This is a genomic window from Zhihengliuella sp. (assembly GCF_031178195.1).
Taxonomy (GTDB): domain Bacteria; phylum Actinomycetota; class Actinomycetes; order Actinomycetales; family Micrococcaceae; genus Zhihengliuella.
Genome location: NZ_JAPSJL010000001.1, coordinates 55,078 through 80,230 on the forward strand (window position 1 = coordinate 55,078; position 25,153 = coordinate 80,230).

At 72.9% G+C, this 25,153-nt stretch carries 19 protein-coding genes; 16 read left to right on the plus strand and 3 right to left on the minus strand.

Annotated features, from left to right (window positions below; genetic code table 11):
* Nucleotides 1–55 precede the first annotated feature (55 nt).
* Complete coding sequence (locus RIN46_RS00245; protein WP_375141856.1) at nt 56–1,393, minus strand: ABC transporter substrate-binding protein; 1,338 nt, start codon at nt 1,391–1,393, stop codon at nt 56–58.
* On the opposite strand from RIN46_RS00245, the gene RIN46_RS00250 reads away from it, so the two are divergent.
* The 12 genes from RIN46_RS00250 (at nt 1,379) to RIN46_RS00305 (ending at nt 18,301) form a co-directional block, all read left to right on the plus strand.
* Nucleotides 1,379–2,590 (plus strand): LacI family DNA-binding transcriptional regulator, encoded by a 1,212-nt coding sequence (locus RIN46_RS00250; RefSeq protein WP_309080793.1) that lies wholly within the window; start codon nt 1,379–1,381, stop codon nt 2,588–2,590. The two genes, RIN46_RS00245 and RIN46_RS00250, sit on opposite strands and share 15 nt — an antisense overlap.
* 384 nt (nt 2,591–2,974) lie before the next feature.
* On the plus strand, nt 2,975–4,960 hold the full coding sequence (locus tag RIN46_RS00255) for a BCCT family transporter (protein ID WP_309080792.1): 1,986 nt from the start codon (nt 2,975–2,977) through the stop codon (nt 4,958–4,960).
* 64 nt (nt 4,961–5,024) lie between these two features.
* Nucleotides 5,025–5,483: a 23S rRNA (pseudouridine(1915)-N(3))-methyltransferase RlmH gene (locus RIN46_RS00260; protein WP_309080791.1), complete on the plus strand. Its 459-nt coding sequence runs from the start codon at nt 5,025–5,027 to the stop codon at nt 5,481–5,483.
* Between the two features lie 136 nt (nt 5,484–5,619).
* Nucleotides 5,620–6,753, plus strand: a complete 1,134-nt coding sequence (locus tag RIN46_RS00265) for a hypothetical protein (RefSeq protein WP_309080790.1) — start codon at nt 5,620–5,622, stop codon at nt 6,751–6,753.
* A gap of 117 nt (nt 6,754–6,870) precedes the next feature.
* Nucleotides 6,871–7,041, plus strand: coding sequence for a hypothetical protein (locus RIN46_RS00270; RefSeq protein ID WP_309080789.1), 171 nt, complete (start codon nt 6,871–6,873; stop codon nt 7,039–7,041).
* Nucleotides 6,984–12,218, plus strand: a complete 5,235-nt coding sequence (locus tag RIN46_RS00275) for a DEAD/DEAH box helicase (protein WP_375141861.1) — start codon at nt 6,984–6,986, stop codon at nt 12,216–12,218. Before RIN46_RS00270 ends, RIN46_RS00275 begins: the two co-directional genes overlap by 58 nt.
* Nucleotides 12,211–13,017 carry a DNA-formamidopyrimidine glycosylase family protein gene (locus RIN46_RS00280; protein ID WP_309080788.1) on the plus strand — a complete coding sequence of 269 codons (807 nt, stop codon included), beginning with the start codon at nt 12,211–12,213 and terminating at the stop codon, nt 13,015–13,017. Before RIN46_RS00275 ends, RIN46_RS00280 begins: the two co-directional genes overlap by 8 nt.
* Before the next feature lie 200 nt (nt 13,018–13,217).
* The gene (locus RIN46_RS00285) at nt 13,218–14,321 is read left to right on the plus strand and encodes a hypothetical protein (RefSeq protein ID WP_309080787.1); all 1,104 of its coding nucleotides are present in this window, start codon (nt 13,218–13,220) and stop codon (nt 14,319–14,321) included.
* A 130-nt stretch (nt 14,322–14,451) separates the two neighbouring features.
* Nucleotides 14,452–15,528: a pseudouridine synthase gene (locus RIN46_RS00290; protein ID WP_309080786.1), complete on the plus strand. Its 1,077-nt coding sequence runs from the start codon at nt 14,452–14,454 to the stop codon at nt 15,526–15,528.
* On the plus strand, nt 15,525–16,139 hold the full coding sequence (locus RIN46_RS00295; protein WP_309080785.1) for a VTT domain-containing protein: 615 nt from the start codon (nt 15,525–15,527) through the stop codon (nt 16,137–16,139). The genes RIN46_RS00290 and RIN46_RS00295 overlap by 4 nt, the downstream gene beginning before the upstream one ends.
* A gap of 9 nt (nt 16,140–16,148) precedes the next feature.
* A complete protein-coding gene (locus RIN46_RS00300; protein ID WP_309080784.1) occupies nt 16,149–17,165 on the plus strand; it encodes a DUF1684 domain-containing protein in 1,017 nt (338 codons plus the stop codon).
* A 50-nt stretch (nt 17,166–17,215) separates the two neighbouring features.
* On the plus strand, nt 17,216–18,301 hold the full coding sequence (locus RIN46_RS00305) for an NADH:flavin oxidoreductase/NADH oxidase (RefSeq protein WP_309080783.1): 1,086 nt from the start codon (nt 17,216–17,218) through the stop codon (nt 18,299–18,301).
* A gap of 156 nt (nt 18,302–18,457) precedes the next feature.
* Here the strand turns inward: RIN46_RS00305 and RIN46_RS00310 are convergent, their stop codons facing one another.
* Nucleotides 18,458–19,948 carry an MDR family MFS transporter gene (locus RIN46_RS00310; RefSeq protein ID WP_309080782.1) on the minus strand — a complete coding sequence of 497 codons (1,491 nt, stop codon included), beginning with the start codon at nt 19,946–19,948 and terminating at the stop codon, nt 18,458–18,460.
* Nucleotides 19,949–20,311: 363 nt separating this feature from the next.
* Between RIN46_RS00310 and RIN46_RS00315 the strand changes: the two genes are divergently transcribed.
* Together RIN46_RS00315 and RIN46_RS00320 are read left to right on the plus strand one after the other, a co-directional pair.
* The gene (locus RIN46_RS00315; protein ID WP_309080781.1) at nt 20,312–20,851 is read left to right on the plus strand and encodes an NUDIX hydrolase family protein; all 540 of its coding nucleotides are present in this window, start codon (nt 20,312–20,314) and stop codon (nt 20,849–20,851) included.
* Between the two features lie 41 nt (nt 20,852–20,892).
* A complete protein-coding gene (locus RIN46_RS00320) occupies nt 20,893–21,792 on the plus strand; it encodes a DUF6707 family protein (RefSeq protein ID WP_309080780.1) in 900 nt (299 codons plus the stop codon).
* Between the two features lie 114 nt (nt 21,793–21,906).
* On the opposite strand, the gene RIN46_RS00325 is transcribed toward RIN46_RS00320, so the two are convergent.
* Nucleotides 21,907–22,176: a DUF6480 family protein gene (locus RIN46_RS00325; protein WP_309080779.1), complete on the minus strand. Its 270-nt coding sequence runs from the start codon at nt 22,174–22,176 to the stop codon at nt 21,907–21,909.
* 216 nt (nt 22,177–22,392) lie between these two features.
* Between RIN46_RS00325 and RIN46_RS00330 the strand changes: the two genes are divergently transcribed.
* Together RIN46_RS00330 and RIN46_RS00335 are read left to right on the plus strand one after the other, a co-directional pair.
* Complete coding sequence (locus tag RIN46_RS00330; RefSeq protein ID WP_309080778.1) at nt 22,393–23,406, plus strand: TIGR03885 family FMN-dependent LLM class oxidoreductase; 1,014 nt, start codon at nt 22,393–22,395, stop codon at nt 23,404–23,406.
* Nucleotides 23,403–25,145 carry an alpha-amylase family protein gene (locus tag RIN46_RS00335; RefSeq protein ID WP_309080777.1) on the plus strand — a complete coding sequence of 581 codons (1,743 nt, stop codon included), beginning with the start codon at nt 23,403–23,405 and terminating at the stop codon, nt 25,143–25,145. The genes RIN46_RS00330 and RIN46_RS00335 overlap by 4 nt, the downstream gene beginning before the upstream one ends.
* The last annotated feature ends 8 nt before the right edge of the window (nt 25,146–25,153 follow it).

Sequence of the window (25,153 nt, forward strand, 5' to 3'; positions counted from 1 at the left end):
CCGCCCATCGAAGGTGAAGGGGCCCCGAGTTCGCTCGGCGCCGTCGGACTCAGGTCTACGGCCAGCTGCTCTCGACCTGCTTCAGAACTGCCTCGGACTCTGCGCCGCTGATCCAGTCGACCATGGCCTTCCAGAGCGAGCCGGCGCCGACGGCACCCGGCATCAGGTCCGATCCATCGAAACGGAACGAGGTCTCCGGGTTCTGCAGCATTTCGATCGAGTCGACCAGGAGCTGGCCCGAGGTCTCCGCCGCGGCCGGATCCACGCCGCTGTTGGCGGAGATGACGCCGCCGAGCGAGACGCGCTCATTAGCCCAGGTGTCCGAGGCCAGGAACGTCTGGACGGCCGTGATGGCCTCCGACTCGCGGAACGCGCCGACCAGCTCGCCACCGCCGGTGACAGCGGGGGCCCCTTCCTCGGTCCCGGGAAGCAGGAACGCGTAGACGTCGCCGTCCTCGGCGATGGTCGTACCTTCCGGCCAGAATCCAGCGTAGAAGGACGCCTGGTGGTGCATGGCGCACTCGTCGTCCAGGATCGGAAGGCCCGCCTCGCCGAAGTCCGTTCCTGCGATCGTCGAGACGTCGCCGAACCCGCCGTTGACATAGTCCGGGTTCTTGATCAGAGCGCCGACGCGGTCGAGCGCCTCGACGATACGGGGATCATTGAACGGGATCTCGTGGTTGACCCACTGGTCGTACACCTCGGGGCCGTGGAGCCGGAGCACGTAGTCCTCCAGCCAATCGGTACCGGGCCATCCCGTAGCCTCCTGCGAGCCGAAACCGACGCACCAGGGCTTGTTGCCGTCGGACGCGATCTGCTCCGTCAGCTCGTCCACCTCGTCCAGCGTCGTCGGCACCTCGTAGCCGTTCTCCTCGAAGAATGCTGGTGAATACCAGATGTAGCCCTTGATATTCGCCATGAGTGGGGCCGCGTAGAACTCGCCGTCGACCGTGCCGTAGCCCTTCCAGTCCTCGCTCCAGAACTCATCGACATTCGCTTCGACGGAGTCAGCGGCCGGCACGAGGTGCTCCTGGGCCACCATGGTCGCGAGCAGGCCCGGCTGCGGGAAGAACGCCAGATCGGGCGCGTTGCCACCCTGGGCACGCACGTTGATCTGCGTCTCGAACTCGCCTGATCCCTCGTATTCGATATCGATACCCGTGCAGGATTCGAAGTCGGCCCAGGATTCGTTCAAGAGGTCGGCCTCGACGTCGATGATGGAGCCGTAGGCCGAGACGGTCTCCCCCTCGAACGTGCCGTACTCCTCGTACTGGCTGCAGTCCGTGTCTCCCCCGGCCTGCGGATCCGTGTCCCCCACGCAGCCGGCCAGGGCGAGCGAGGCGACGCCCACCATCCCCAACGACAACGCGGCTCTGCGATGTGTGTGCTTCACGTGAACTCCTGTGCTCGAAATGCCATCGGAAAGCTGACCAGCCGCCCGTGCAACCGGTTCCACTGGTACCGTAACGTACATCACACGGACTCCCAAGGGTTCGGGTGGAGGATTTCGGCTACAGATCGGTCACGACGTGCGGGGGCAGCGTCGCGTCCCGGACCCACTGGGCCGTGCGAGCAGATCGGAGATGAGGATCGCATGGTCACCCTCGCGGACGTCGCCCGGAGGGCAGGAGTGTCCAAATCCACCGCCTCCCGCGCCCTCTCCGACGGCCGCGTCTCGGCGGCGACCCGCGAGCACGTCCTGCGCATCGCCGCGGAGCTGCACTACGTGGCCTCCCCGGCGGCCGTGAGCCTGGCCACCGGCCGGACGGGGACCATCGGAGCGATCGTCCCGACGTTCGACACCTGGTACACCTCCACGCTCATCCGCGGCCTCGCCCATGCCGCCCTGCGGCACGACTTCGACCTGCTGCTCTTCGAGCTCGGCGAGCACGGCGAGCACCGCGACCGCGCCTTCGACCACTTCCGGCGGCGGCGGCACGTCGACGCCGTCTTCTCCGCCAACTTCGCCCTGACCCGCCGCGAGGTCGGCGCCCTGCGGGACCTCGGCATCCCGGTCGGAGCCATCGGGGGCCCGACCCCGGGCATCCGCACCTGGTGCCTCGACGACGAGGCGGCGGGACGGCTCGCGACCCAGCACCTCCTCGACCACGGCCACACGGACATCCTGTTCGCCGGGGGTCGCCCCGACGAGGAGCTCGCGATGTACGTGGCGGAGGATTCGCGCCACGCCGGCTACCGCGCGGCCCTCCGCGACGCCGGCATCACGGCCCGTGCGCCTCGACCCCTGATGCCCACCGTCCCCGCCGCCAAGGAGGCGGCCACGGCAGTCCTCGCCGCAGCGGACCGCCCCCGAGCCGTCGTCGCGGCGAGCGACGAGATCGCCATGGGCTTCGTCCTCGCGGCCCGCGGCGCGGGCGTCTCCGTTCCGGGGGACGTGTCCATCGTCGGGATCGACGACCACCCCCATGCCGCGGCCTTCGGCCTGACGACCATCCGCCAGCGGCCCGCCGAGCAGGGGCGGCTGCTCGTCGACTGGCTCGTCGGCCAGATCGACGAGCCTTCCGGCGAGCGCCACCACACGGGCCTACTGCCCGAGCTCGTCGAGCGCGGTTCGACCGGACCGGCCTGACCGGCGCGACCGACCGGCGCGACCGACCGGCGCGATTGAAGGTGCCGTTCCGTGGGCGCAGGAGTGACTCGCATCACCTTCAGGTGTGATAACGATGACGCAACGATCCCGGGGTGCACCACTCGGCCGCCAGCCGTTCCCGGCGCTCCACCACTGGTATCGGGACCCGCGGGCGGCCTCGAGGCGGGGACGCGGGGCGCCCTCCGTGGCATGGATCACTGCTAGGGTCTTGGCTTTGTCCGGCGCGGAGACCCCGAGGAGCACGCACCGCGCCTCCTCACCGGGTTCGGGCGGGGCTCCCCGAGCCCCGCGCAGCGCTGCGTCTCGCGCCACACCGCGCACGCACGCTGCCGGATGGCCCTGCCCCCGATCCGAGGAGTTCCCGTGGACGCACCACGGCCGACCCACCTTCCCGTCCGTCCCACCGCATCGGCCCGACCGGGCCCGGCAGGGGGCGGCGGAAGCTACCCGCACGACACCCATCCGGGCCTCGTCCCGGGCATCGCGGTCGACGAGCAGCGCGTCCGCTACAGCACCGATCGACTCGTCTTCGGCGTGGCCGCGGTCCTGATCGTCGGCTTCATCCTCTGGGGCATCACCAGCACGGATTCGCTCACGACGGTCTCCGGCGTCGCCCTGACGTGGGTCGTGGCCAACACCGGCTGGCTGTTCAACGTGCTCGTCGCGATCGTCCTCGGCTTCCTCATCTACCTGGGGCTCAGCCGCTACGGGAAGATCCCGCTGGGACGCGACGGCGAGAAGCCGGAGTTCAAGACGTTCTCCTGGATCACCATGATGTTCTCCGCCGGAGTCGGCATCGGGATCTTCTTCTTCGGGCCCTACGAGCCCCTCTACTACTTCATGAACCCGGCGCCGGGCGCAGCCGACCCGGAGACCGTCGAGGCCATGCACAAGGCCATGGCGCAGACGCTCTACCACTGGGGCTTCCACGCGTGGGCCCTCTACTCGCTCGTCGGAGCCGCCGTCGCCTACGGCGCCTACCGCCGCGGCCGGGTCCCCCTCATGAGCTCCATCTTCACCCCGGTGTTCGGCCGAGACCGGGTCAACGGCTGGCAGGGCAAGGCCATCGACATGCTCGCGATCATCGCGACCCTGTTCGGCACCGCGGCCTCGCTCGGCATCGGCACGCTGCAGATCGGCCGCGGCGTCGAGATCGTCACGGGCATCGGGGAGATCGGGAACACGGCCCTGATCGCGATCATCGTGGTCCTGACGATCGGCTTCATCCTCTCCGCGGTCTCCGGGGTGGGCCGGGGCATCCGGTGGCTGTCCAACATCAACATGACCGCCGCGTTCGGCCTGGCCGTCTTCATCTTCGTGGCCGGACCGACCCTGTTCCTGCTGAACTTCCTGCCGTCGGCCACGTTCGAGTACTTCGGCGACTTCTTCGAGATGATGACGCGCAGCGCCTCGTGGGGCCCTGAGGCGGCTGCCTTCTCCGAGGCCTGGACGGTCTTCTACTGGGCCTGGTGGGCCTCCTGGGCACCCTTCGTCGGCATCTTCCTGGCCCGGATCTCGCGCGGCCGCACCCTGAAGCAGTACATCTTCGCCACCCTGGCCGTCCCGTTCATGGTCTGCATCCTGGCCTTCGGGACCTTCGGCGGCACCACCCTGTGGATGCGCGCCAACGGCAACGAGTCCATCACCGCAGACACGTCGCCGCAGGACCTGCTCTTCAACCTCCTGCACTCGTTGCCGCTGGGGACCGTCACGCCGTTCATCGCGATGTTCTGCCTGGCGATCTTCTTCATCACCTCCGCCGATTCGGCCTCGCTCGTGATGGGCACGCTCTCGCAGCGCGGCAACCCGACGCCGGACAAGAAGGTCACCGTGTTCTGGGGTCTGGCCATGATGGGCATCGCGGTGGTGATGCTGCTGATCGGCGGCAACGAGGCGCTCTCCGGCCTGCAGAACCTGATCATCGTCTCGGCTCTGCCGTTCGCGGTCATCCTGCTGGTGATGATCGTCGCGTTCTTCAAGGACCTGCAGACGGATCCGGCGGTCATCCGCACCGAGTACGCCCAGACCGCGCTGGAGAACGCCGTCCGCTCCGGCATCGACGAGCACGGCGACGACTTCGCGCTCTCGATCGAGAGGGCGCCGGAGGGCGAGGGCGCGGGCGCCGAGTTCGATTCCCACGCCGGCGAGGTCACCGAGTGGTACCAGCGCTACGACGAGGACGGCAACCCGGTGGGCTACGACTATGAGCGGGGCGAGTACGCCGACGGGTGGACACCGGAGACCGGGGCCCTGGGCACGATGGAGGCCTCCCCCGGCCTGACCGTCGACGGTCAGGCCGCGGCGGGTCGCGATCCCGACGGCGTGGCCGAACGGGAGCCCGCCCGGTAGGGCCCGCCCGCCGTGGCCCGGTGCCCGTTCCCGGGCGGCCGGGCCACGGTGGAAGACTGGGCCCATGGCAATTCGGGTGTTGGCGATCGGCAAGAAGCACGAGTCGTGGGTGCGGGAGGGCATCGACCGCTACGGGCAGCGCATGAAGAAGCCGTACGACGTCGCCTGGCAGCTCCTGCCCCACTCCTCGCGGGAGGCGGACGCGGCCCGGGCGGAGGAGTCGGAGCGGCTGCTCGGCAAGGTCTCCGCCCAGGACTACGTGGTGCTCCTGGACGAGCGCGGGAAGAATGTGGACTCGCCCGCGCTCGCGCGGACGCTGCAGCAGCAGTTCGACACGTCGAGGCCGGTCACGGTGATCATCGGCGGCGCCTACGGGGTGGATGACTCGGTGCACCGGCGCGCGGACTTCGTCTGGAGCCTGTCCAAGCTGGTGTTCCCGCACCAGTTGGTCCGGCTGGTCCTCGCCGAGCAGCTCTACCGGGCGCAGGAGATCTCCGGCGGGCGCCCCTACCACCACGTGTAGCCGCCCCCGCGCAGGCGCCGGGAGCGGCCGGGCCGGATGGCCTAGAATTCCAGTCGACTGACGCGTCGGCCCCACGGCCGGTTGGGGGACCGCTACGCAGCGTCCATCCAGTTCGACCGGTTAGGAAGAAGACTGCATGCCGCGCAGAGACCTCACCCGCTTCGCCGGCCTCCGGCACACGGAATTCGCCTCCATCGAGGACTTCCTCGCGTCACCCCTGCCCGACGGCGTGGTGACGATCTACTACCACGGCTCCCCCCTGGACCTCCTCATCCAACCGGAGCCCGACGCCGACACGACGCTCGTCGTCTTCCACTCCGCGCTCTCGCCGAACATGCAGACCCTGCCGGTCTTCTCCGGCCTCGGCGTGACCGAGGGCCTCGGCCTGAACGTGGTCTGCGTGGCGGATCCGAGTCTCGAGCTGGACGACGAGCTGAACATCGGCTGGTTCTCCGGCAATGCGCGCCAGCCCCTCCAGCAGGACCTCCCGGGCGTCCTGCGGCACGTGGTGGACGGGCTGGGCGCCGAGCACCTGGCGTTCTTCGGGGCATCGGCGGGTGGTTTCGCCGCCCTGCACTACGCCGCCCACTTCCCCGGATCGCTGGCGGTGCCGGTCAACCCGCAGATCATCCTGAGGGACTTCGCCGACGTCGACGTGCTCGCCTACGGCCGCTCCGCCTTCGGCGCCGAGGACCTCGCCGAGGCCCGGACCGCGCTGACCGAGCGGATCGCCGGGGACCTGCGCCAGGCGTACACCGGGCGCGACGACGTGACCATCGGTTACGTCCAGAACCTGCGCGACGGCCGGCACTTCTGGCGGCAGCTGAGCCACTTCATGATCGCGGTGCAGGACACCGCGGACCTGCTGATCCTCACCGGCGACTGGGGCCTCGGTCATGTGCCGCCGCCGAAGAGCGTCAACCGCACCGTCCTCGAGGCGGTGGCCGGGGCGCACGGCGACTGGGCGGCGTCTCTGGCCCGCATCGGGTTCCGCGGGGGTCTCACCTTCGAGGACCTCAAGGCCGAGCAGGCCGCCCTGCCGCCGGCGGAGGCCGCCGCTCCCGTCGCCGCGGAGCCGCCCGCGCCGGAGCCCGCTCCGGAGGCTGCGCCGGAGACCGTCGCGCCCACCGCGGCCGGCGGCGGATCGCACGGCGAGCCGTCACCCGGCGAGGTGGGACTGAGGGCGGAACGACGGCGGCCAGCCGTCCTCCGAGGCCTGCGGGCGGGCGCCGCGAGGGTGACGTCCGCCCTGAAGCGCCGCCTGCTGTAGCGCACCAGACGCCGGACCGGGACATTCGGGCCGTACGGCGTGGCGGGCCGACGCTTCGGGTACGGTAAAACCACTAGTGAGCAAAACCTTCAGCGCAGGCCCAGCGAGGTGAAGAGTATGTTCCACCGCAACGCACGCCCGGACGCCCCGGACCGCACGGCCCGCCGTGCCGCCGGGACGCATGCCGCCGCCGTCGTGTGCTCCGGCATGCCGGCCGATGACTCGCTGGAATCCGCCGTGCTCGAGGGAGCCCCGCTGGAGGTCGCGCCATATCGCGTTCAGTTCTGACCCGGTTCAGCCCCGCGACCCGCGAGTGGTTCGAGGGTGCCTTCAGCGCGCCCACCCAGGCGCAGGACGGTGCCTGGGAGGCGATCAGCCGCGGCGAGAACGCCCTGGTGGTGGCGCCGACCGGCTCCGGCAAGACGCTCTCGGCCTTCCTCTGGGCGCTCGACTCGTTCGTCCGGCACACGCGCGACGAGGAACCGGACGGGCAGGCACCGCCGACGGCCACGGCCCCGGAGACCCGGCCCGCGTCTGAACCCGCAGCCCCGGCGACGGTCCCCGCAGTCGCCGACCCGGCGCCGTCGTCCGCGGCCCGGAACCGGCAGAAACGCGCCACCCGGGTCCTGTACATCTCGCCGCTGAAGGCGCTCGGCGTGGACGTGGAGCGGAACCTGCGCAGCCCGCTGATCGGCATCACGCAGACCGCCGCCCGGTTGGGCCTGCCCGCCCCCGAGATCCGCGTGGGTGTCCGTTCCGGCGACACCCCCGCCGGCGAGCGCCGCAAACTGCTGACCAACCCGCCGGACATCCTCATCACGACGCCGGAGTCGCTGTTCCTCATGCTGACCAGCCGCGCCCGCGAGACGCTCGGCGCGGTGGACACGGTGATCGTCGACGAGGTCCACGCCGTCGCCGGGACCAAGCGCGGCGCCCATCTGGCGGTCTCCCTGGAGCGCCTCGACGCGCTGTTGCGGAGGCCGGCCCAGCGCATCGGCCTCTCCGCCACGGTGGAGCCCCGCGAGGAGGTGGCGCGGTTCCTCGGCGGCACCCGCCCGGTCACGGTGGTGGCGCCCGAGTCGACCAAGAAGTGGGACCTGACCGTCACGGTCCCGGTGGAGGACATGACCGATCTCCCCGCGGCGGCGTCGGCCCACGACCAGGGCCCCGCGTCGGGGCTCCAGCCGCAGGCGAGCATCTGGCCGCACGTCGAGGAGCGGATCGTCGACCTGATCGAGGCGAACCGCTCGACGATCGTCTTCGCGAACTCGCGCCGCCTCGCCGAGCGGCTGACCGGCCGGCTGAACGAGATCCACGAGGAGCGCCTGCAGCTCGCGGCCGAGCAGGCGGCGCCCGCCGGCGGCCCCTCCGATCCCGACCGGGCCGCGGGCGGGGACCGCGACGCCGACTGGGCCGCCGCGTGGGAGGGTCTGCGCGAGGGTGCCGCCGCCCGCCCGGAGCCGACCCGCACGCCGGCCGAGATGATGGCCCAGGCCGGCCAGACCTCCGGCGCCCCCGCGGTGCTGGCGCGCGCCCACCACGGCTCCGTGTCCAAGGACCAGCGCGCCGAGATCGAGGACGCCCTGAAGTCCGGCCGGCTGCGCTGCGTGGTCGCCACCAGCTCGCTGGAGCTGGGCATCGACATGGGCCTGGTGGACCTGGTGATCCAGGTGGAGTCGCCCAACTCGGTGGCCTCGGGCCTGCAGCGCGTGGGCCGCGCCGGGCACCAGGTGGGCGCCGAGTCGCGCGGCGTCTTCTTCCCCAAGCACCGCGGCGACCTCCTGGACACCACGGTGACGGTGGAGCGGATGGTCCGCGGGGCCATCGAGCCGCTAAAGATCCCGCAGAACCCCCTGGACATCCTCGCCCAGCAGACGGTCGCGGCCGCTGCGCTCGGCGAGGTCGACGTGGAGGAGTGGTACGACGTCGTCCGGCGGTCCGCGCCGTTCGCCGCCCTGCCGCGCTCGGCGTACGAGGCGACGCTGGACCTGCTGGCCGGGAAGTACCCCTCCGACGAGTTCGCCGAGCTGCGCCCCCGCGTGGTCTGGGACCGCGACGCGGGCACGCTCGAGGGACGCCCCGGCGCGCAGCGGCTCGCGGTCACCTCGGGCGGCACCATCCCCGACCGCGGGCTCTTCGGCGTCTTCCTCGCCGGCGACGAGTCCGGCGCCAAGCGCGTCGGCGAGCTGGACGAGGAGATGGTCTACGAGTCGCGGGTCGGCGACGTGTTCGCGCTCGGGGCCACCAGCTGGCGGATCGAGGACATCACCCACGACCGCGTGATCGTCACCCCCGCCTACGGCCAGCCGGGCAAGCTGCCGTTCTGGCACGGCGACGGGCCCGGCCGGCCCGTGGAGCTGGGCTACGCCGTCGGGCGCGCCCGCCGCGAGCTCGCCGCCCTCGGCGAGGACGACGCCGTCGCCCGGCTGTCCGCCGCGGGCCTGGACCCGTGGGCGGTCTCCAACGTGCGGGCCTACCTGGAGGCCCAGCGCGAGGCGACGGGCAGCATCCCGTCGGACCAGACGCTCGTCGTCGAGCGGTTCCAGGACGAGCTCGGCGACTGGCGCGTGGTCCTGCACTCGCCGTTCGGCATGCCGGTCCACGCCCCGTGGGCGCTCGCCGTCGGCGCCCGGCTGCGCGAGCGGTACGGGCTGGACGGGGCCGCCATGGCCTCCGACGACGGGATCGTGCTGCGGGTGCCCCTGATGGAGGACGAGCCACCGGGCGCCGACCTCTTCCTCTTCGACCCGGAGGAGCTCGACGACATCGTCACCCGCGAAGTGGGCGGGTCGGCGCTGTTCGCGTCCCGGTTCCGCGAGTGCGCGGCCCGGGCGCTGCTGCTCCCCCGGCAGAACCCCGGCCAGCGGACGCCGCTGTGGCAGCAGCGGCAGCGGTCCGCGCAGCTGCTGGACGTGGCGAAGAAGTACCCGACCTTCCCGATCATCCTGGAGACGGCCCGCGAGTGCCTGCAGGACGTCTACGACGTCCCCGCCCTGCGCGACGTCGCCGCGGCGGTGGGCCGGCGGGAGATCCGGATCGCCGAGACCACCACGCGCCAGCCGTCGCCGTTCGCCCAGTCGCTGCTCTTCGGCTACGTGGCGCAGTTCCTCTACGAGGGCGACTCGCCGCTGGCCGAGCGCCGGGCCGCGGCCCTCTCGCTGGACCCGACGCTGCTCAACGACCTGCTCGGCCGCAGCGAGCTGCGCGAGCTCCTGGACCCGGACGTCATCCGGCGCACCGAGGCGGAGCTGCAGCGGACCGCGCCCGACCGCCGGCTGCGCGGCGTGGAGGGGGCCGCCGACCTGCTCCGTCTGCTCGGTCCGCTGACCGCCGAGGAGCTGGCGCTGCGGCTGCGGCCGGACGGCGAGGCCGCCGACACGGAGCCGGCGGGGGGCGCCCCTTCGACGGAGTCGACCGACGACGCCGGGGCCGAGGACGCGAGCCCGGACGGGGAGGGGGTCGACGACGGCGGCCACGCCTCGGTGGCGACGGCCCGGGCCTGGGCGGAGGAGCTGGTCCGCAGCGTGCGCGCCCTGCGCGTGAACGTCGCCGGGCGCGAGGTCTTCGCGGCCATCGAGGATGCGGCCCGGCTGCGCGACGCACTCGGGGTGCCGCTGCCCATCGGCGTGCCGCTGGCCTTCGTCGAGCCGGTCGAGGACCCGCTCGGCGACCTGGTGGGCCGGTACGCGCGCACGCACGGCCCGTTCGCCTCCGCCGAGGCGGCCGGCCGGCTGGGGCTGGGCGTCGCCGTCGTGCACTCGACCCTGCAGCGGCTGGCCCAGTCCGGGCGCGTGCTGGACGGGGAGTTCCGGCCGCGGGAGCTGCTGCCGGCGGAGCACCGCGGCGGCGACGCGGGACTCGAGTGGTGCGACGCCGAGGTCCTGCGCCGGATCCGCCGCCGCTCCCTGGCGGCCCTGCGTGCCGAGGTCGAGCCGGTAGACGCCGCGACGTACGCCCGCTTCCTGCCCGCGTGGCAGTTCGTCGGCGACGGCGAGACCGCCGCCCCCCAGCTGCGCGGGGCCGACGGCGTGGCGGCCGTCGTCGAGCAGCTCGCCGGCTACCCGGCGCCGGCGAGCGCCTGGGAGACCCACATCCTTCCCGCCCGCGTCGCCGACTACCGGCCCGGGCTGCTGGACGAGCTGCTCGCCTCCGGCGAGGTCCTGCTCACCGGAGCCGGTGCGCTGAGCGGCAACGACGGCTGGGTCGCACTGCACCCGGCGGGCACGGCCGAGCTGACCGTCAGCGGGACGGCCGCCCCGCAGCCGGATCAGCCGGCCGTCCCCCCGGCCGACGAGGCGGAGGCGCCGGCCGCGGCGCGCGACGCGGTTCTGTCCACGCTCTCGACCGGGGGCGCGTACTTCTTCCGCCACCTGGCCGAGGCCCACCCCGGCGTCCCGCAGCCGGACCTGCTGGACGCGCTCTGGGAGTTGTTCTGGGCCGGCCGCCTGACCAACGACACGTTCGCCCCCGTCCGCGGGCTGCTCGACGGCGGCCGCACCGCCCACAAGGCGCGCGCGTCGACGCCGCGCTCGCGGCTGGCCCGCCCGTCGCGGCTCGGCCTGCGCTCGGGACTCCGCGCGCGGCTCGAGTCCGGCGGCGGGCCGGGCGCCGGCTCGGGGCTGCGCACGGGTCTGCGCTCGGGTCTCGGCGGAGACCACAGCGGGCACGCCGGCGGCGATGCCCAGGCGGTCACCACCGGCGTGCTGACGCCGGCGCAGCAGGCCCGGGCGGCCGGCCGCTGGTCGCTGGCGCCGGCCCCCGAGCGGGACGCCACGCTGCGCGCCCACGCCACCGCGGAGCTGCTGCTGGACCGTTACGGGGTCCTCACCCGCGGCCCGGTCGCCTCCGAGGAGGTCCCGGGCGGGTTCGCGCTGCTCTACAAGGTCCTGGCGCGGCTGGAGGAGGCCGGGCACATCCGCCGCGGCTACTTCATCGAGCACCTGGGTGCCGCGCAGTTCGCGCTCTCGGCCACGGTGGACCGTCTACGCGCGCACGTCGGCTCGGGCGGACGGGCCGGCCTCGACGGCGGCGGCGCCGGGCCGGACGCCCTGCAGTACAGCGCTGAGGCCTCCCGCCGCGCCCCGCTCGCCGTGGCGCTCGCCGCCACGGATCCGGCCAACCCGTACGGTGCGGCACTGGGCTGGCCGGCGGCGCCGTCGTTCTCCGGCGAGGAGGCGTCCCGGCACCGCCCGGGGCGGAAGGCGGGGGCCGTCGTCGTCCTGGTCAACGGCGCGCTCGCGCTCTACGTGGAGCGCGGCGGCCGGACCGTCCTGGCCTGGACGGAGGACCCGGCCGAGCTGGCCGCGGCCGCCGAGGCCCTGGTCCGCGCCCTGCGCGCCGCCCGGGTGGAGAAGATTTCAATCGAGAAGGTCAGCGGAGTCCCGGTCCTCGGGACGCCGCTGGCGCAAGCGCTACGTGCCGCCGGGTTCTACGCGGCGCCGAATGGGGTGAGATTCCGTGCCTGAGGGTGATTCCGTGCACCGGGCCGCGCGCATGCTGGACGCTGCGCTGACGGGCCACGTACTGACCAAGACGGACTTCCGGGTGCCGCAGGTGGCCACCGTGGACCTGGCCGGGCGGCCGGTCGACTCGGTGTGCGCCCGGGGCAAGCACCTGCTGATCCGGATCGGGACGGACCCGGCGCAGCTGCTGACCATGCACACGCACCTGATGATGGACGGCCGCTGGGAGGTCTACGCACCCGGCGAGCGCTGGCGCGTGGCCGGGCACAAGGTGCGCTGCGTGCTGACGAACTCGACCTTCGAGGCGATCGGCGTGGACCTCGGGTTCCTGCGGCTCTTCCCCTCGCGTCTGGAGCCGCAGGCGGTGGGGCATCTGGGCCCAGACCCGCTGGGGCGGGACTGGGACCCGGACGAGGTGCGGGACCGGATGCTGAAGGAGCCGGAGCGGGCCGTCGGGCTGGCGCTGCTGGACCAGCGGAACATGGCCGGCGTCGGCAACATCTACCGTTCGGAGGCGCTGTTCGTGTGCCGGGTGCACCCCCTGACGCCGGTGGGCGAGGTCCCGGACCTGCCGCGCCTGATCGAGCGCTGCTTCCTGATGCTCCACGCCAACCGGGACCGCGAGCGGCGCAAGACCACCCCGGCCGAGCTCCGCGAGCCGTACTGGGTGTACCAGCGGGCCGGCCGGCCGTGCTTCCGCTGCGGCACGGCGCTGGACCTGCTGCGCATCGGCCCGGTGAAGCTGCAGCAGGACCGCGACGCGTACGTGTGCCGGACCTGCCAGCCGGACCCCGCCGCGTAGACCGGACGGCGGCGGCTGGGCGTCCGCTGGCGGCGCGCTCCCAGCTCGCTGCGGATCCGCCGGGAGACTCGCCCCGCCGCGGCCGAGCGGCGTACGTTGTGAACTGGACGGCGTCCGTCCCGGCACGCCCCGCGTGTGCCGGAGCGGAACGCGCCCGCGCCTCCGACCGGCGCACGAGTGGAGAAACGAGGAGCCGAGAGATGCCCACCGTGGGAGTGATGGCCGACCCCGGCCTGCCGGAGATCATCTCCCGTCAGGTCCACGGCGTCGTCGAGAAGAACCTGGCCGCGTACGACGGCGAGGGGTGGACCGTCGTCGTCGAGCGCGGCGCCCTGCCCCTGAACGACGACGGGGACATCCCGCTCATGGAGCGCTCCTCGGCGCTGCTCTCCGAACGGGGCTGGGACTACATCATCTACGTCACCGACCTGCCGCGCACCTACGACGGACAGCCGCTGGCCTACGAGCTCGAGAACGAGACGAACGCCGCCCTGCTCTCGCTGCCGGCGCTCGGCCTGTGGCGCCTCACCGCGCGCCTGCGCACCCTGCTCACGGACCTCTCGCTCACCCTGCACGAGCGGCAGGCGCCGGAGGAGGAGCGCCGGGAGTCGAACATCCGGACCCCCGGGGTGCGCACCGCCCACCACGAGGACGACGACGGCCGTGTCTTCGTCACCCTCGACTCCCCCGTGAGCCGGCTGCGTCTGCTCGCCGGCATGGTCCGGAACAACCGTCCGGGCCGGCTGCTCACGGCGCTCTCGACCTGCATCGCCACCGCCGCCGCGGCCGGCGCCTTCGGCATCTTCTACACGAGCATCTGGAACATGTCCGATGCGCTGCCCGCCCGCCGGCTGTTCCTCATCAGCATCGTGGCCGTCCTGACGCTGAGCGTCTGGCTGATCGTGCGCAACGGCCTCTGGACGCGGCGGGCGAGCATCGAGCAGTCCGGCACGGCACGGGTGGGCGTGGGCTCGGCGTCGAACCAGGCCGCGCTGGACAACGCCGCGACCCTGGTCACGGTGGTCCTCTCCGTGGGGTTCATGTACGCGGTCCTCTTCACGGTGCTGTTCGCCGGCTCCATCACGATCGTCGACTCCGGATACCTGGAGTCCCAGCTGGAGCACCCCGTCGACGTCGGCGACTACGCCACCCTGTCCTGGCTCGCCGCGTCGCTGGGCACGATGGCCGGCTCGCTCGGCTCCAACTTCGACAGCGACGCGGACATCCGCGAGGCCACCTACAGCCGGCGGGCGCGGCAGCGGCGCCAGCTCAACGAGGGGGCCGAGGAGGGCGAAGCCGTCTAGCCGCCCGGCCGCCGTCGTCCCGTCTCCGCGGGGCTCCCCCCGCGTCGACCACCCCTCCCCACGGGCCCCCACGCCCGTGGAGCACCGCGCCCGCGGGGCGCTGCGCCCATGGGACACTGGAACGGTGGCCATGAAGTCTCCCCTCCCCGTCCGGAACGGCGTCGGCGCAACCCGGCTCCGGCTCCCCGAGGCACCCCGCGCGGGCCAGGCCACCGTGCTGGAGCACCTGGTCGCCCGCTTCGGCCACATCGACCCCGGCGAGATCGCGCAGCGGTTCGACGACGGCGAGGTCGTCGCGCGCGACGGCGCTCCCCTGTCCCGGGCCACGCCGCTGGGGGCCCACGATTTCGTCTGGTACTACCGGACCCTCCCCCCGGAGACGCCGATCCCGTTCGAGGAGCGCGTCCTGGCTCAGGACCGGGACCTGCTGGTGGTGGACAAGCCGCACTTCCTGCCCACGACGCCCGGGGGCGGGTTCCTGCAGGAGTCCGCGCTGGTGCGGCTGCGCAACCGGCTCGGCCTGCCCGAGCTGACGCCCATCCACCGCCTGGACCGGGCGACGGCGGGCGTGATCCTCTTCTCCGTCCGCGCCGAGACGCGCGGGGCCTACCAGACCATGTTCGAGCGGCGCACCGTGCGCAAGGAGTACGAGTGCGTCAGCGCGCTCCCCGCCGGGGTACGGGGCGACGGCCTGCGCGGCGGGGACGATTCCGTGGACCTCCACGACCTCGGGGGCTTCCGCGGCCTCGGGGACTTCCGCGATCTCGGGAACCCCCGTGATCTCGGGGACTTCCGCGAATTTCCAGTCGTGGTGCGCAGCCGCATCCGGAAGACCAAGGGGGAGCTGCGGGTGCGGCTCGAGGACGGGCCGGCGAATGCCGAGTCCGCCGTCGAGCTGCTCGCGACCGGCGCCAGCGGGGGCCACCGGGCGGGTCTGCCCGTCGCGCACTTCCGGCTCACGCCGCACACGGGGAAGACGCACCAGCTGCGCGTGCACATGGCGTCGCTGGGCCTGGGCATCCTCAACGACGTCTTCTACCCGGACCTGCTGGACAAGGCCCCGGACGACTACGATCGCCCGCTGCAGCTGCTGGCGCGCAGCATCGAGTTCCCCGACCCGGTGACGGGGAACCGCCGCCGCTTCGAGTCGGGCCTCCGGCTCGCGGAGGCGCCCGTCGCCGAGGCACCCGCCGGCCCGCCCGCGTGATCGAACCCGGGACGGGTCCCCTCGGGCTCGACGGCGGCGGCCTCTGGTACCACCTAGCCACGTTCGTACTCGTGGCGCTCGATGCCGCCTTCCCGCCCCTCCCCGCCGAGCTGCTGGTGCTCGGCTCCGGCCCGCTGGCCGCCGACGGCCGGGTCTCGGCCCTCTGGGCCTGGCTGGCCGCCGCGGCCGGATGCCTCGCCGGGGACCTCGGGCTCTACTGGGTCTTCCGGCGCGGCCTCACCCGGTGGCTGGACCGGTTCCGGGCGGGGCGCTGGGTCCACCGCAACACCGTGGCGGTCATGAACCGGCTCGGCCGCGACGCCACCTACGCGTCACTGCTCGGCCTGCGCTTCGTCTCCGGCGGGCGGACCGCCTCGGTCGCCGCCGCGGGCCTCGCGGGCGTCGGGCCGCGCCCCTTCGCCGTGCTGGCCGCCGCCGGCTCCGGGATCTGGGCGGCCTGGATGATGCTGCTGGGGCATCTCACGCAGTCGGTCACCGGCTGGCCGACGTGGGCCGCCACACTGGCGTCGCTGGTCCTCGGCGCGGCGATCGCCGCCGCGCTGGCCGGCGCGCTGACGTGGGCGGACCGTCGTCGGGGTCCCCGGGCGTAGGCTGGAACCATGGCTCAGGATGCAACGGCACAGGATTCCACCCTGCCCTCCCCCTCCCCCGCGCGCACCGCCTGGCAGCAGTGGCGCATGCTGCGCGAGGAGTCGCTGGCCGCCGAGTTCGGCTGGCTCACGCTGACCAGCTACCAGTGGCTGCCCTCCGCCCCGGCGCCCGTGGAGCTGGTCCCCGGGCGCTTCGGCGCGGGCCCCGACGGCGCGGTCTTCGAGCCCGACGGCGCAGAGGTCCTCGGATGCGACGACGACGCGCCGGTGACCGCCCCGCTGACCCGTGCACTCGCCGAGGGCGAGTCCGTCGACTGGCTGCGCACCCGCGACGTCACGGGTCAGGACACCGTGGTGGAGCTGGGCGTGCGCGGCGGTCGCTACATGGTCCGCACGCATGCGCGCCGGAGCCCCCAGCTGGACGCGTTCGACGGCGTCCCCACGTTCGACTACAACCCCGCGTGGGTGGTGCCCGGTCGGTTCGAGGCCTACCCGGAGCCCCGGCCCGTGGAGGTCGGCACCTACCGGCCGGACACCCGCCTGGACAAGGTGCTCGCGGGCGAGGTCGTCTTCGAGATGCCGGCGGCGTTCCCGCACCGGCTGGCCGCCGAGCAGAACCCGGACGGGTCGCTCGCCATCGCCTTCCACGACGCCTCCAACGGGGACACCACCCCGGAGTGGCGCTTCGTGACGGTCCCGGCCCCCGGTCCCGACGGGACCGTGACCCTCGACTTCAACCGCACGCTCTTCTACCCGTTCGCATTCTCCCAGTTCGCGGTCTGCCCCCGCCCGCCGGAGGGCAACCGGCTCGAGATCGCCGTCAATGCCGGCGAGCGCTCGGAGCGCCCCGCCCCCACGGGCGGGTTCGCGACCGGCGGGAACCCCACGGGCGTGAGCACCACCGGTGGGCCGGCCACCGGCGGGAACCCCACGGACGGGAGCACCACCGGTGGGCCGGCCACCGGCGTGGACCCCACGGGCGGGACCGCCACCGCCGAGGGTGGCGCCCGCCACACCGGGGAATAGCGGCCGCGCGGGGTGGGTTCGGCCTGAGTGTGAGCACACTCTTCAGCCCCGTGACCCTGTCTACCCCCGACGGCGACGGCCTGGCGCTGCGCAACCGCGCCGTCGTCGCACCGATGTGCCAATACTCCGTGGACGCCGAGGACGGCGTCCCCACCGATTGGCACCTGTCCCACCTCGGCGCGCTGGCCGCCGGCGGGTTCGGCCTGGTGATCGCCGAGGCGAGCGCGGTGACGCCCGAGGGGCGGATCTCCCCGCGGGACACCGGCCTCTGGAACGACGAGCAGACCCGCGCCTGGCGGCGCATCACGGACCTGATCCGGGCCAACGGCTCGGTCCCGGGAATCCAGTTGGCCCATGCCGGCGCGAAGGCCTCCACACAGCCGATGCTGCCGGGCCTCTCCGAGTCCACGGTCCCGGAGGACGACGGCGGCTGGCCGACCGTCTCCTCCTCGGTCTCGGACGCGTTCGGGCTCGCCCCGGCGCGGGAGCTGACCGGGGAGGAGATCGAGCAGCTGATCGCCGATTGGGCCGCCGCCGCCCGCCGCGCCGACGAGGCCGGCTTCGACGTCGTGCAGATCCACGCCGCCCACGGCTACCTCCTCCACCAGTTCCTCTCGCCGCTGGTCAACACGCGGACCGACGAGTACGGCGGTTCCTACGAGAACCGCACGCGCCTGGTGAAGCGGATCGTCGAGGCCGTGCGCGATGCGTGGCCGGCGCACAAGCCGCTCGCGGTGCGCTTCTCCGGCACGGACTGGACCGACGACGGCTGGACCCTGGCGGAGACGGTGCGCCTGGCCGGGGAGCTGCGCGAGCTCGGCGCCACGGCGTTCGACGTCTCCTCCGCCGGCATCGGCCGCTACTCGGGTCCGAGGTCGGCCCCCGGCTACCAGACCGCGCTCGCCGCGGCGGTGAAGGCCGGACTGGAGGGCACGGACTCGTTCGTGACCGCCGTCGGGCTGATCACCACCGGCGTGCAGGCCGAGCACGTGCTCGTGACCGGTCAGGCCGACGGCGTCGCGGTCGCCCGGGCGGCCCTGGAGAACCCGCACTGGGCAGCCGTGGCCGCTCGCGAGCTCGGCGTCCCGGCCGAGGAGAACCCACGCGCGACGCCCCTCTGGCGCGGACACTGGTGAGCCACCCCTGACGTGCCGCTGCGCCGTCGGCTCGGCTGGCGGAGGCCCCGCCGACCGCCGACGGGAAGCAGCGAAAGCCGGTGCGCTCCCCCGCCATCGCGGCGGGGAGCGCACCGGCTCTCGTCGTTCGGTCGACGCAGCCGGCCGTCCGGCCCGTCAGTGGGCCGCGGGCGCGTGCTCGGCCGCCGGCTCGTCGGCGAAGACCGACTTGCGCATGAAGCAGGACAGGATCAGGACCAGCACGGCGAAGACCGCCGCGGCGAGGAAGCCCTGCTGGTAGCCCTCGACCTGGGCCTGCACCGGGCCGAGCCCGTCGGCAGCCGCACCCGCGGTCCCGCTGGCCATGATCCCGACCAGCAGGGCCGTCCCGGCCGCGCCGCCGAGCTGCTGCAGCGTGCTGAGCACGGCGGATCCGTGCGAGTGCAGGTGGTGCGGCAGCGGGTTCAGCCCGGTGGTGAAGGCCGGCGTGAACAGCAGGGCGAAGCTCAGGGACATGAGCAGGTGCGCCACGACCATCATCCAGACCGGAGTGGTCTCGGTCAGCTGCGTGTAGCCGAGGAGGACGGCGACCAGGACGACGCCGCCCGGCACCATGAGCGGGCGCGGCCCCACCCTGTCGTACAGGCGACCGACGACGGGCGCCAGCAGACCCATCAGCAGACCGCCCGGCAGCAGGAGCAGCCCGGTGCCCAGCGGGTCCAGGCCGCGGACGTTCTGCAGGAAGAGCGGCAGCAGGATGATGATGCCGAACAGGGAGACCATCGCCATGACCATCAGCGCCAGGGCAAGCGTGAACGGGCGGTAGGTGAAGGGCCGCAGGTCCAGCAGGGCGCGGTTCTCGCGCTGGAGCCGGAGCTGCAGCAGCGTGAAGCAGGCCAGCAGGACCAGGGCCACGCCGATGGCGACGAACGGCGTCGTGTCCGGACCGGAGGCCGAGCCGGCCGCCGCCCCGTGACCGCCGCCGAGCGTGCTCAGCCCGTACACGAGCAGGCCGAAGCCCGGCGCGGCCAGCAGCAGCGAGGGGACCGAGAGCGGCTTGGCCTCCTCGGCCTCGCCGCCGAGCAGCCGCGCGCCGATGACGAGGGCGGCCAGGGCGACCGGCAGCACCAGCAGGAAGATCCAGCGCCACTCGAGGAACTGGAGGATCAGGCCGGAGATCGTGGGACCGATGGCGGGGGCCACGGAGATCACGATCGACACGTTGCCCATCATGGCGCCGCGCTTCTGCGGCGGGACGATGTCCAGGATCGTGGTCATCAGCAGCGGCATCATGATCGCCGTGCCGCACGCCTGGATGACGCGGGCGGCCAGCAGGACGCCGAAGACCGGCGCCATCGCGGCGAGGAGCGTCCCCGCGGAGAAGAGCACCATCGCCAGGATGAAGACGGTGCGGATGGCGAAGCGGCGCAGCAGGTAGCCGGTGGTGGGGATCACCACGGACATGGTCAGCAGGAAGGCGGTGGCGAGCCACTGGACCGTGGACTCGCTGACGTCGAACGCCACCTGCAGACGCGGGAGGGCGACGTTCATGATGGTCTCGTTGAGGATCACGACGAACGCCGCGATCAGCAGCGTCAGGATCGTGGTGCGTGCGCGCGGATCGAGTCGGTCCGGGCGGCGCTCGGAGGTGGCGGCGGAATTCTGCACTGGGGGTCCTTAACGTACGACGCCGTTCGCGCCCCGGCGCGGTGGCGACGGGACGGTGCGACGAGCGGGGCTGCGGGTGTGTCGACGGATGACCGCGACTTCCGGGTCGGGGCGCCCGGGCCGGCGGCCGGTGATCGGGTCCCGGGAGAGCCTCCACAGCTTACCCCCGTCGATTGAGTTACCGGGGGCAATGAGAGCAGGATCTCATCTGATTGATTCTTCTCAATCAGTAAGTCTGCCACAGGAAACCGTGGTGCACCAGCGGACGGCCGCGACGGATCCGGTCGACGCCCCCGGTCGGCGCGGAGCGGATCGCCCGGCCGCCTCCGTGCCCCGGGCCGTCGAGTGCGCTAAACATGAGGTATGAGCGTTCGCACACCAGACCCCTACCCCGGGTGGCTGTCCGAGGAGGACCTGCACGAGGCGCGCCAGCGGCTGCCGATCGCCTACGTCGAGGCCATCCCGGTCCGCGTGGACCCGCTGGGCTACGTCTCGGAGGTCGGCCTCCTCTACACGGCGGACGCCGACGCCCGCTTCCGGTTCGCCTTCGTCTCCGGGCGGGTGATGTACCGGGAGACCGTGCGCGCGGCCCTCATCCGGCACATCGAGCAGGACCTCGGCCCACTCGCGATGCCGCAGTTGCCGCCGTCGCCCGCCCCGTTCACCGTGGCGGAGTACTTCCCGTCGCCGTCGGAGACCGGCCTGACGGACGACCGCCAGCACGCGATCGCCCTCTGCTACGTGGTGCCCGTCCGCGGCGAGTGCAACCCCCGGCAGGACGCGCTGGAGCTGAACTGGATGAGCCCGTCCGACGCCCTGAGCGCCGAGGTCTGCTCCGAGCTGCCCGGCGGCCGCGCCAACATCATCCGGCAGGCCCTCGCGCACGTCGGCTGGTGCGAGTAGCGCCCGCCGCCCACCCGACCCGAGAGGAAGAGGAAGGCCCCGTGCAGACCCCGCAGCCGGAAGACCCCGTCTACGTCCGGAGCGTCCGGGCCGAGCAGGTCCGCCCCGGCGACCGGTTCATCACCCGCCACGGCTCCCCCAGCGCCCCGGTCTCGTCCCTGCGCGTCCTCCCGGACAGCTTCGGCACCCCGGCGCTCGTGGAGGCGACGCTGGCCAGCGGCCAGAAGGCCACCATCGCGTACGGCTCGTCGATCCGCGTCCACACGGCCACGCCGACGCCGTCGCTGACCTACGAGGACCTGCAGGCCCTGCCGGTGGAGGCGGAGTCCCCCGAGGCGGTGCTGCTCTCGATCGCGGAGCATTACGCCGAGGACCCCGGGATGGTCGAGCGCATCGGCAAGCTGGCGCGCGGCGTGAATCTCAAGGCGGGCGCGCATCTGGAGGACCTGTACGCGCTGACGCAGCACCTGGTGGTCGACCGCGACGACCGCGCCAGCGCCTGGCGGCTGCTGGACATCCTGACGGAGATCCCGTTCGACGGGAACTTCGGGCGCTGGAAGTCGGTGGAGGCCGCCCTCGCGCTGGCCGCCTTCCTCGCCTACGACGGCGGCGACCTCGACGCCGCGGAGCGGTACTCCGCGGTCCTGCGCCAGACGGACCACGAGGAGCAGGACCCGGTCCAGGCGAAGCTGACCGCCGAGCTGCGGCAGCGCCAGCTGGACGAGCCCAACCTGTTCGACCGGGAGATCCACCGGGCCGTCGCCGCCCGCGACCCGGAGACCGAGCGCCGCTGGCGCCTCCAGCGCCTCGGCACCCTGCTGTATCTGCTGGCCCACGGCGGGTCCCGCACACTGGACGCGGCGGAGCTCCGCCGTCGCATCCACCACGAGCTCAGGGCGCTCGGCACCCCCGGCGAGCAGCAGGGCTGGAGCGCCTCCTGAACCAGCCCGGGCTCGGCGGCACGGGCCGACCCGGGAACCCGTCCGACCTGCGCGCAGCAGGCCGGACTGCTCCTCCGGACCCGCCGTCCGCGTTACTCGTCGTGTCCCTGGTCGTTACTCGTCGTGTCCCTGGTCGCCGCTCATCTGTCCGCTCGCCGGCGGCGTCTCCCCGGGGCTGACCCCTCCGCCGTCCTCCAGTCCGGCGTCGCGCTGCTGCCCCGGATCCGGATTCGCGTCCTCGGCGTGCTGCGCACCGGCCCCGCTGCGGGAGGCGTCCTCCGTATCGGCCAGGTCGCTGCCTCCGAGGTCGGTGGCCGGCACCTGGCCGGTGTCCTCCGCTGCCTCGCCTGATCCGTGCTCTGCTTCGTTTCCGTGATGTCCCATGCCCGCATCATGGCACCGGTCCGGCGCGCGGTGAAGAGGAGCCCGCATGGGAACTCCCTGACAACCTCCGGGAGCCCTTGACCGTTCGTCGTGCCGGGTCGCTAGGGTGAGCGCACAGGGCGCTCGCGCCGGCACCGGCCCGGCACCGCGCGGTGCCCCGGGACGGAAGCAGAAGACCCGCAGCAGACGACCCCGAACAGACGACACGGAGCAGACATGGTCCTCCTCGGATTCCACGCCTCGCACGAGCAGATCGGCCCCCGGCAGCTGCTGGAGGATGTCCAGCGGGCGGAGCGGGCCGGATTCGGCGCCGCCCTGTGCTCGGACCACCTGAATCCGTGGGGGCGGGCGCAGGGGCATTCGGGGAACGCCTGGGCCTGGCTCGGGGCGGCGCTGGCGAGCACGCAGCTGCGTCTCGGCGTGGTGACCGCCCCCGGCCACCGGTACCCGGCGGCCACCTTCGCGCACCAGGTCGGCACCCTGGCGGCCATGTTCCCGGGCCGCTTCTGGGCCGCCGTGGGCACCGGGGAGTACGTCAACGAGTCCGTCACCGGGGAGCCGTGGCCGCCGAAGGACGAGCGGCGCCGCCGCGTCGACTCCACCGTGGAGGACCTGCGGCGCCTGCTCGCCGGGGAGACGGTCACGAACCGCGACCCGCTGGCCAGACTGGAGGGGATGCGGCTCTGGGACCGACCCGACGTCCCGCCCCCGCTGCTCGCGCCGGCCGTCTCGCCGGAGAGCGCCGCGTGGGCGGCGCGCTGGGCCGACGGCCTGATCACGCTCAACCAGCCGGTCGAGACCCTGCGCCGCGTCGTCGAGGCCTACCGCGGCGCCGGGGGCCGGGGCCCACTGGTCCTCCAGATCCACCTCAGCTGGGCGGAAACCGACGCCGAGGCCGAGTCGATCGCCGTGGACCAGTGGACCACGAACGTCATCTCGCCGCCGGCCACCTGGGACCTGCCGACCCCGGAGCACTTCGAGGCCGCCACGCAGGCGGTCCGCCCCGAGGATGTGCGCGGCGCCGTCGTCGTCTCCTCCGAGACCGGCGAGCACGTCGAGCGGCTGCGCGAGTACGCGGCCCTCGGGTTCGAGGAGATCTACCTGCACCACGTGGGGCAGGACCAGCGCCCCTTCATCGAGGCCTTCGGCCGGGACGTGCTGCCGCACGTCGCCGACGACGGCGTGCCGGCCCCGGTCGGCGAGGGCCCCGGGGCGGGAGGAGCGCGATGAAGGGCACCGACACGTCGGATCTGTGGTGGAAGACCGGACTGATCTACTGCGTCGACGTCGAGAGCTTCCTGGACTCGAACGGCGACGGCGTGGGCGACCTCGCCGGACTGACCCGCCGCATCGACTACCTGGCCGAGCTCGGGGTGACCTGCCTGTGGCTCATGCCCTTCTACCCGACACCCGGGCGGGACGACGGCTACGACATCACGGACTTCTACAACGTCGATCCGCGGCTGGGGAGCCTCGGGGACCTGGTGGCCCTGGTCCGGACCGCCCACGACCGGGGGATCCGCGTCATCGCGGACCTGGTGCTGAACCACACCTCCGACCAGCACCCGTGGTTCCAGCGGGCGCAGGAGGACCCGGAGAGCCCGGAGCACGACTTCTACGTGTGGCGGGACACGGAGCCGCCGGACACCTCCGACCTGGTCATCTTCCACGGCGAGCAGAAGAGCATCTGGTCCAAGAGCAAGAAGGCCGGCAAGTGGTACCTGCACCGCTTCTACAAGCACCAGCCGGACCTCAATGTCTCCAACCGGCGGGTGCGCAACGAGATCGCGAAGATCATCGGTTTCTGGCTGCAGCTGGGGCTCGACGGCTTCCGGGTGGACGCCGTCCCGCAACTGCTCACCGTGGGGTTGCACGACCAGATCGAGAACGACGGATTGACGGATCCGCACGGCTACCTCGGCGAGGTGCACGCCTTCATGCGCCGCCGCTCCACGGACGCGATCCTGCTCGGCGAGGTCAACCTCCCCTACCGGGAGCAGGAGACGCTCTTCGGCACGCCCCCGGCGGTGGAGCTGGACCTGATCTTCGACTTCGTCGCGATGCAGAACCTGTACCTCTCGCTGGCGCGCGGCGAGGCCGGCCCGCTGGCGGCCGCGCTGCGCACCCGGCCGCCGATCGACGACGTCAACCAGTGGGTGACCTTCGTGCGCAACCACGACGAGCTGGCCCTGGACCAGCTCGGGGAGGCCGAACGCGAGGAGGTCTTCGCCGCGTTCGCTCCCGAGGAGCGCCACCGCGCCTTCGGGCGCGGCATCCGCCGCCGGCTGCCGCCGATGCTCGAGGGCGACCAGCAGCGGATCAGGATGGTGTACTCGCTCATGTTCTCCCTGCCGGGGACACCGGCCCTCTTCTACGGCGAGGAGCTGGGGATGGGCGAGGACATCGACGCCGAGGGCCGGCAGGCGGTCCGTTCGCCGATGCAGTGGGCCCCGGACGCGTCGGGCGGGTTCTCCGAGGCCGCGCCGGAGGAGCTGGTCGCGCCCGTGGTCGGCGGCGACTTCGGCCCGGAGAACATCAACGCGCACGACGCCGCCGCGGACTCGACCTCGCTGTTCAACTTCATCCGCCGCCTGGCCGCGGCGCGGCGCCGGTCCGTGGTCCTCGGCTGGGGCTCCACCGAGTTGCTGGAGCAGCCGGAGACCGCCGTCCTGGCGCATCGGGCCGCACTCGACGGCCAGGACTTCGTGGCCGCGGTGCACAACTTCTCCGCCGAGCCGGTCGAGACGCGGGTGCTGATCCCCGATGCCGAGCCCGGTGACGAGCTGGAGATCCTGGTCGACGTCGGATCGGCCGGGAACGATGCGAAGGAGCCGATCGACGCCGGCGAGCACCGCCACCGCATCCGCAAGCTCACGGTCGAGGACGACCGGCGGGTCCCGGTCGCCCTGGAGCGCTACGGCTTCCTCTGGTTCCGCCCGTTCCGGCTGGGACCCGACGGCATCTTCTAGCCACGGCG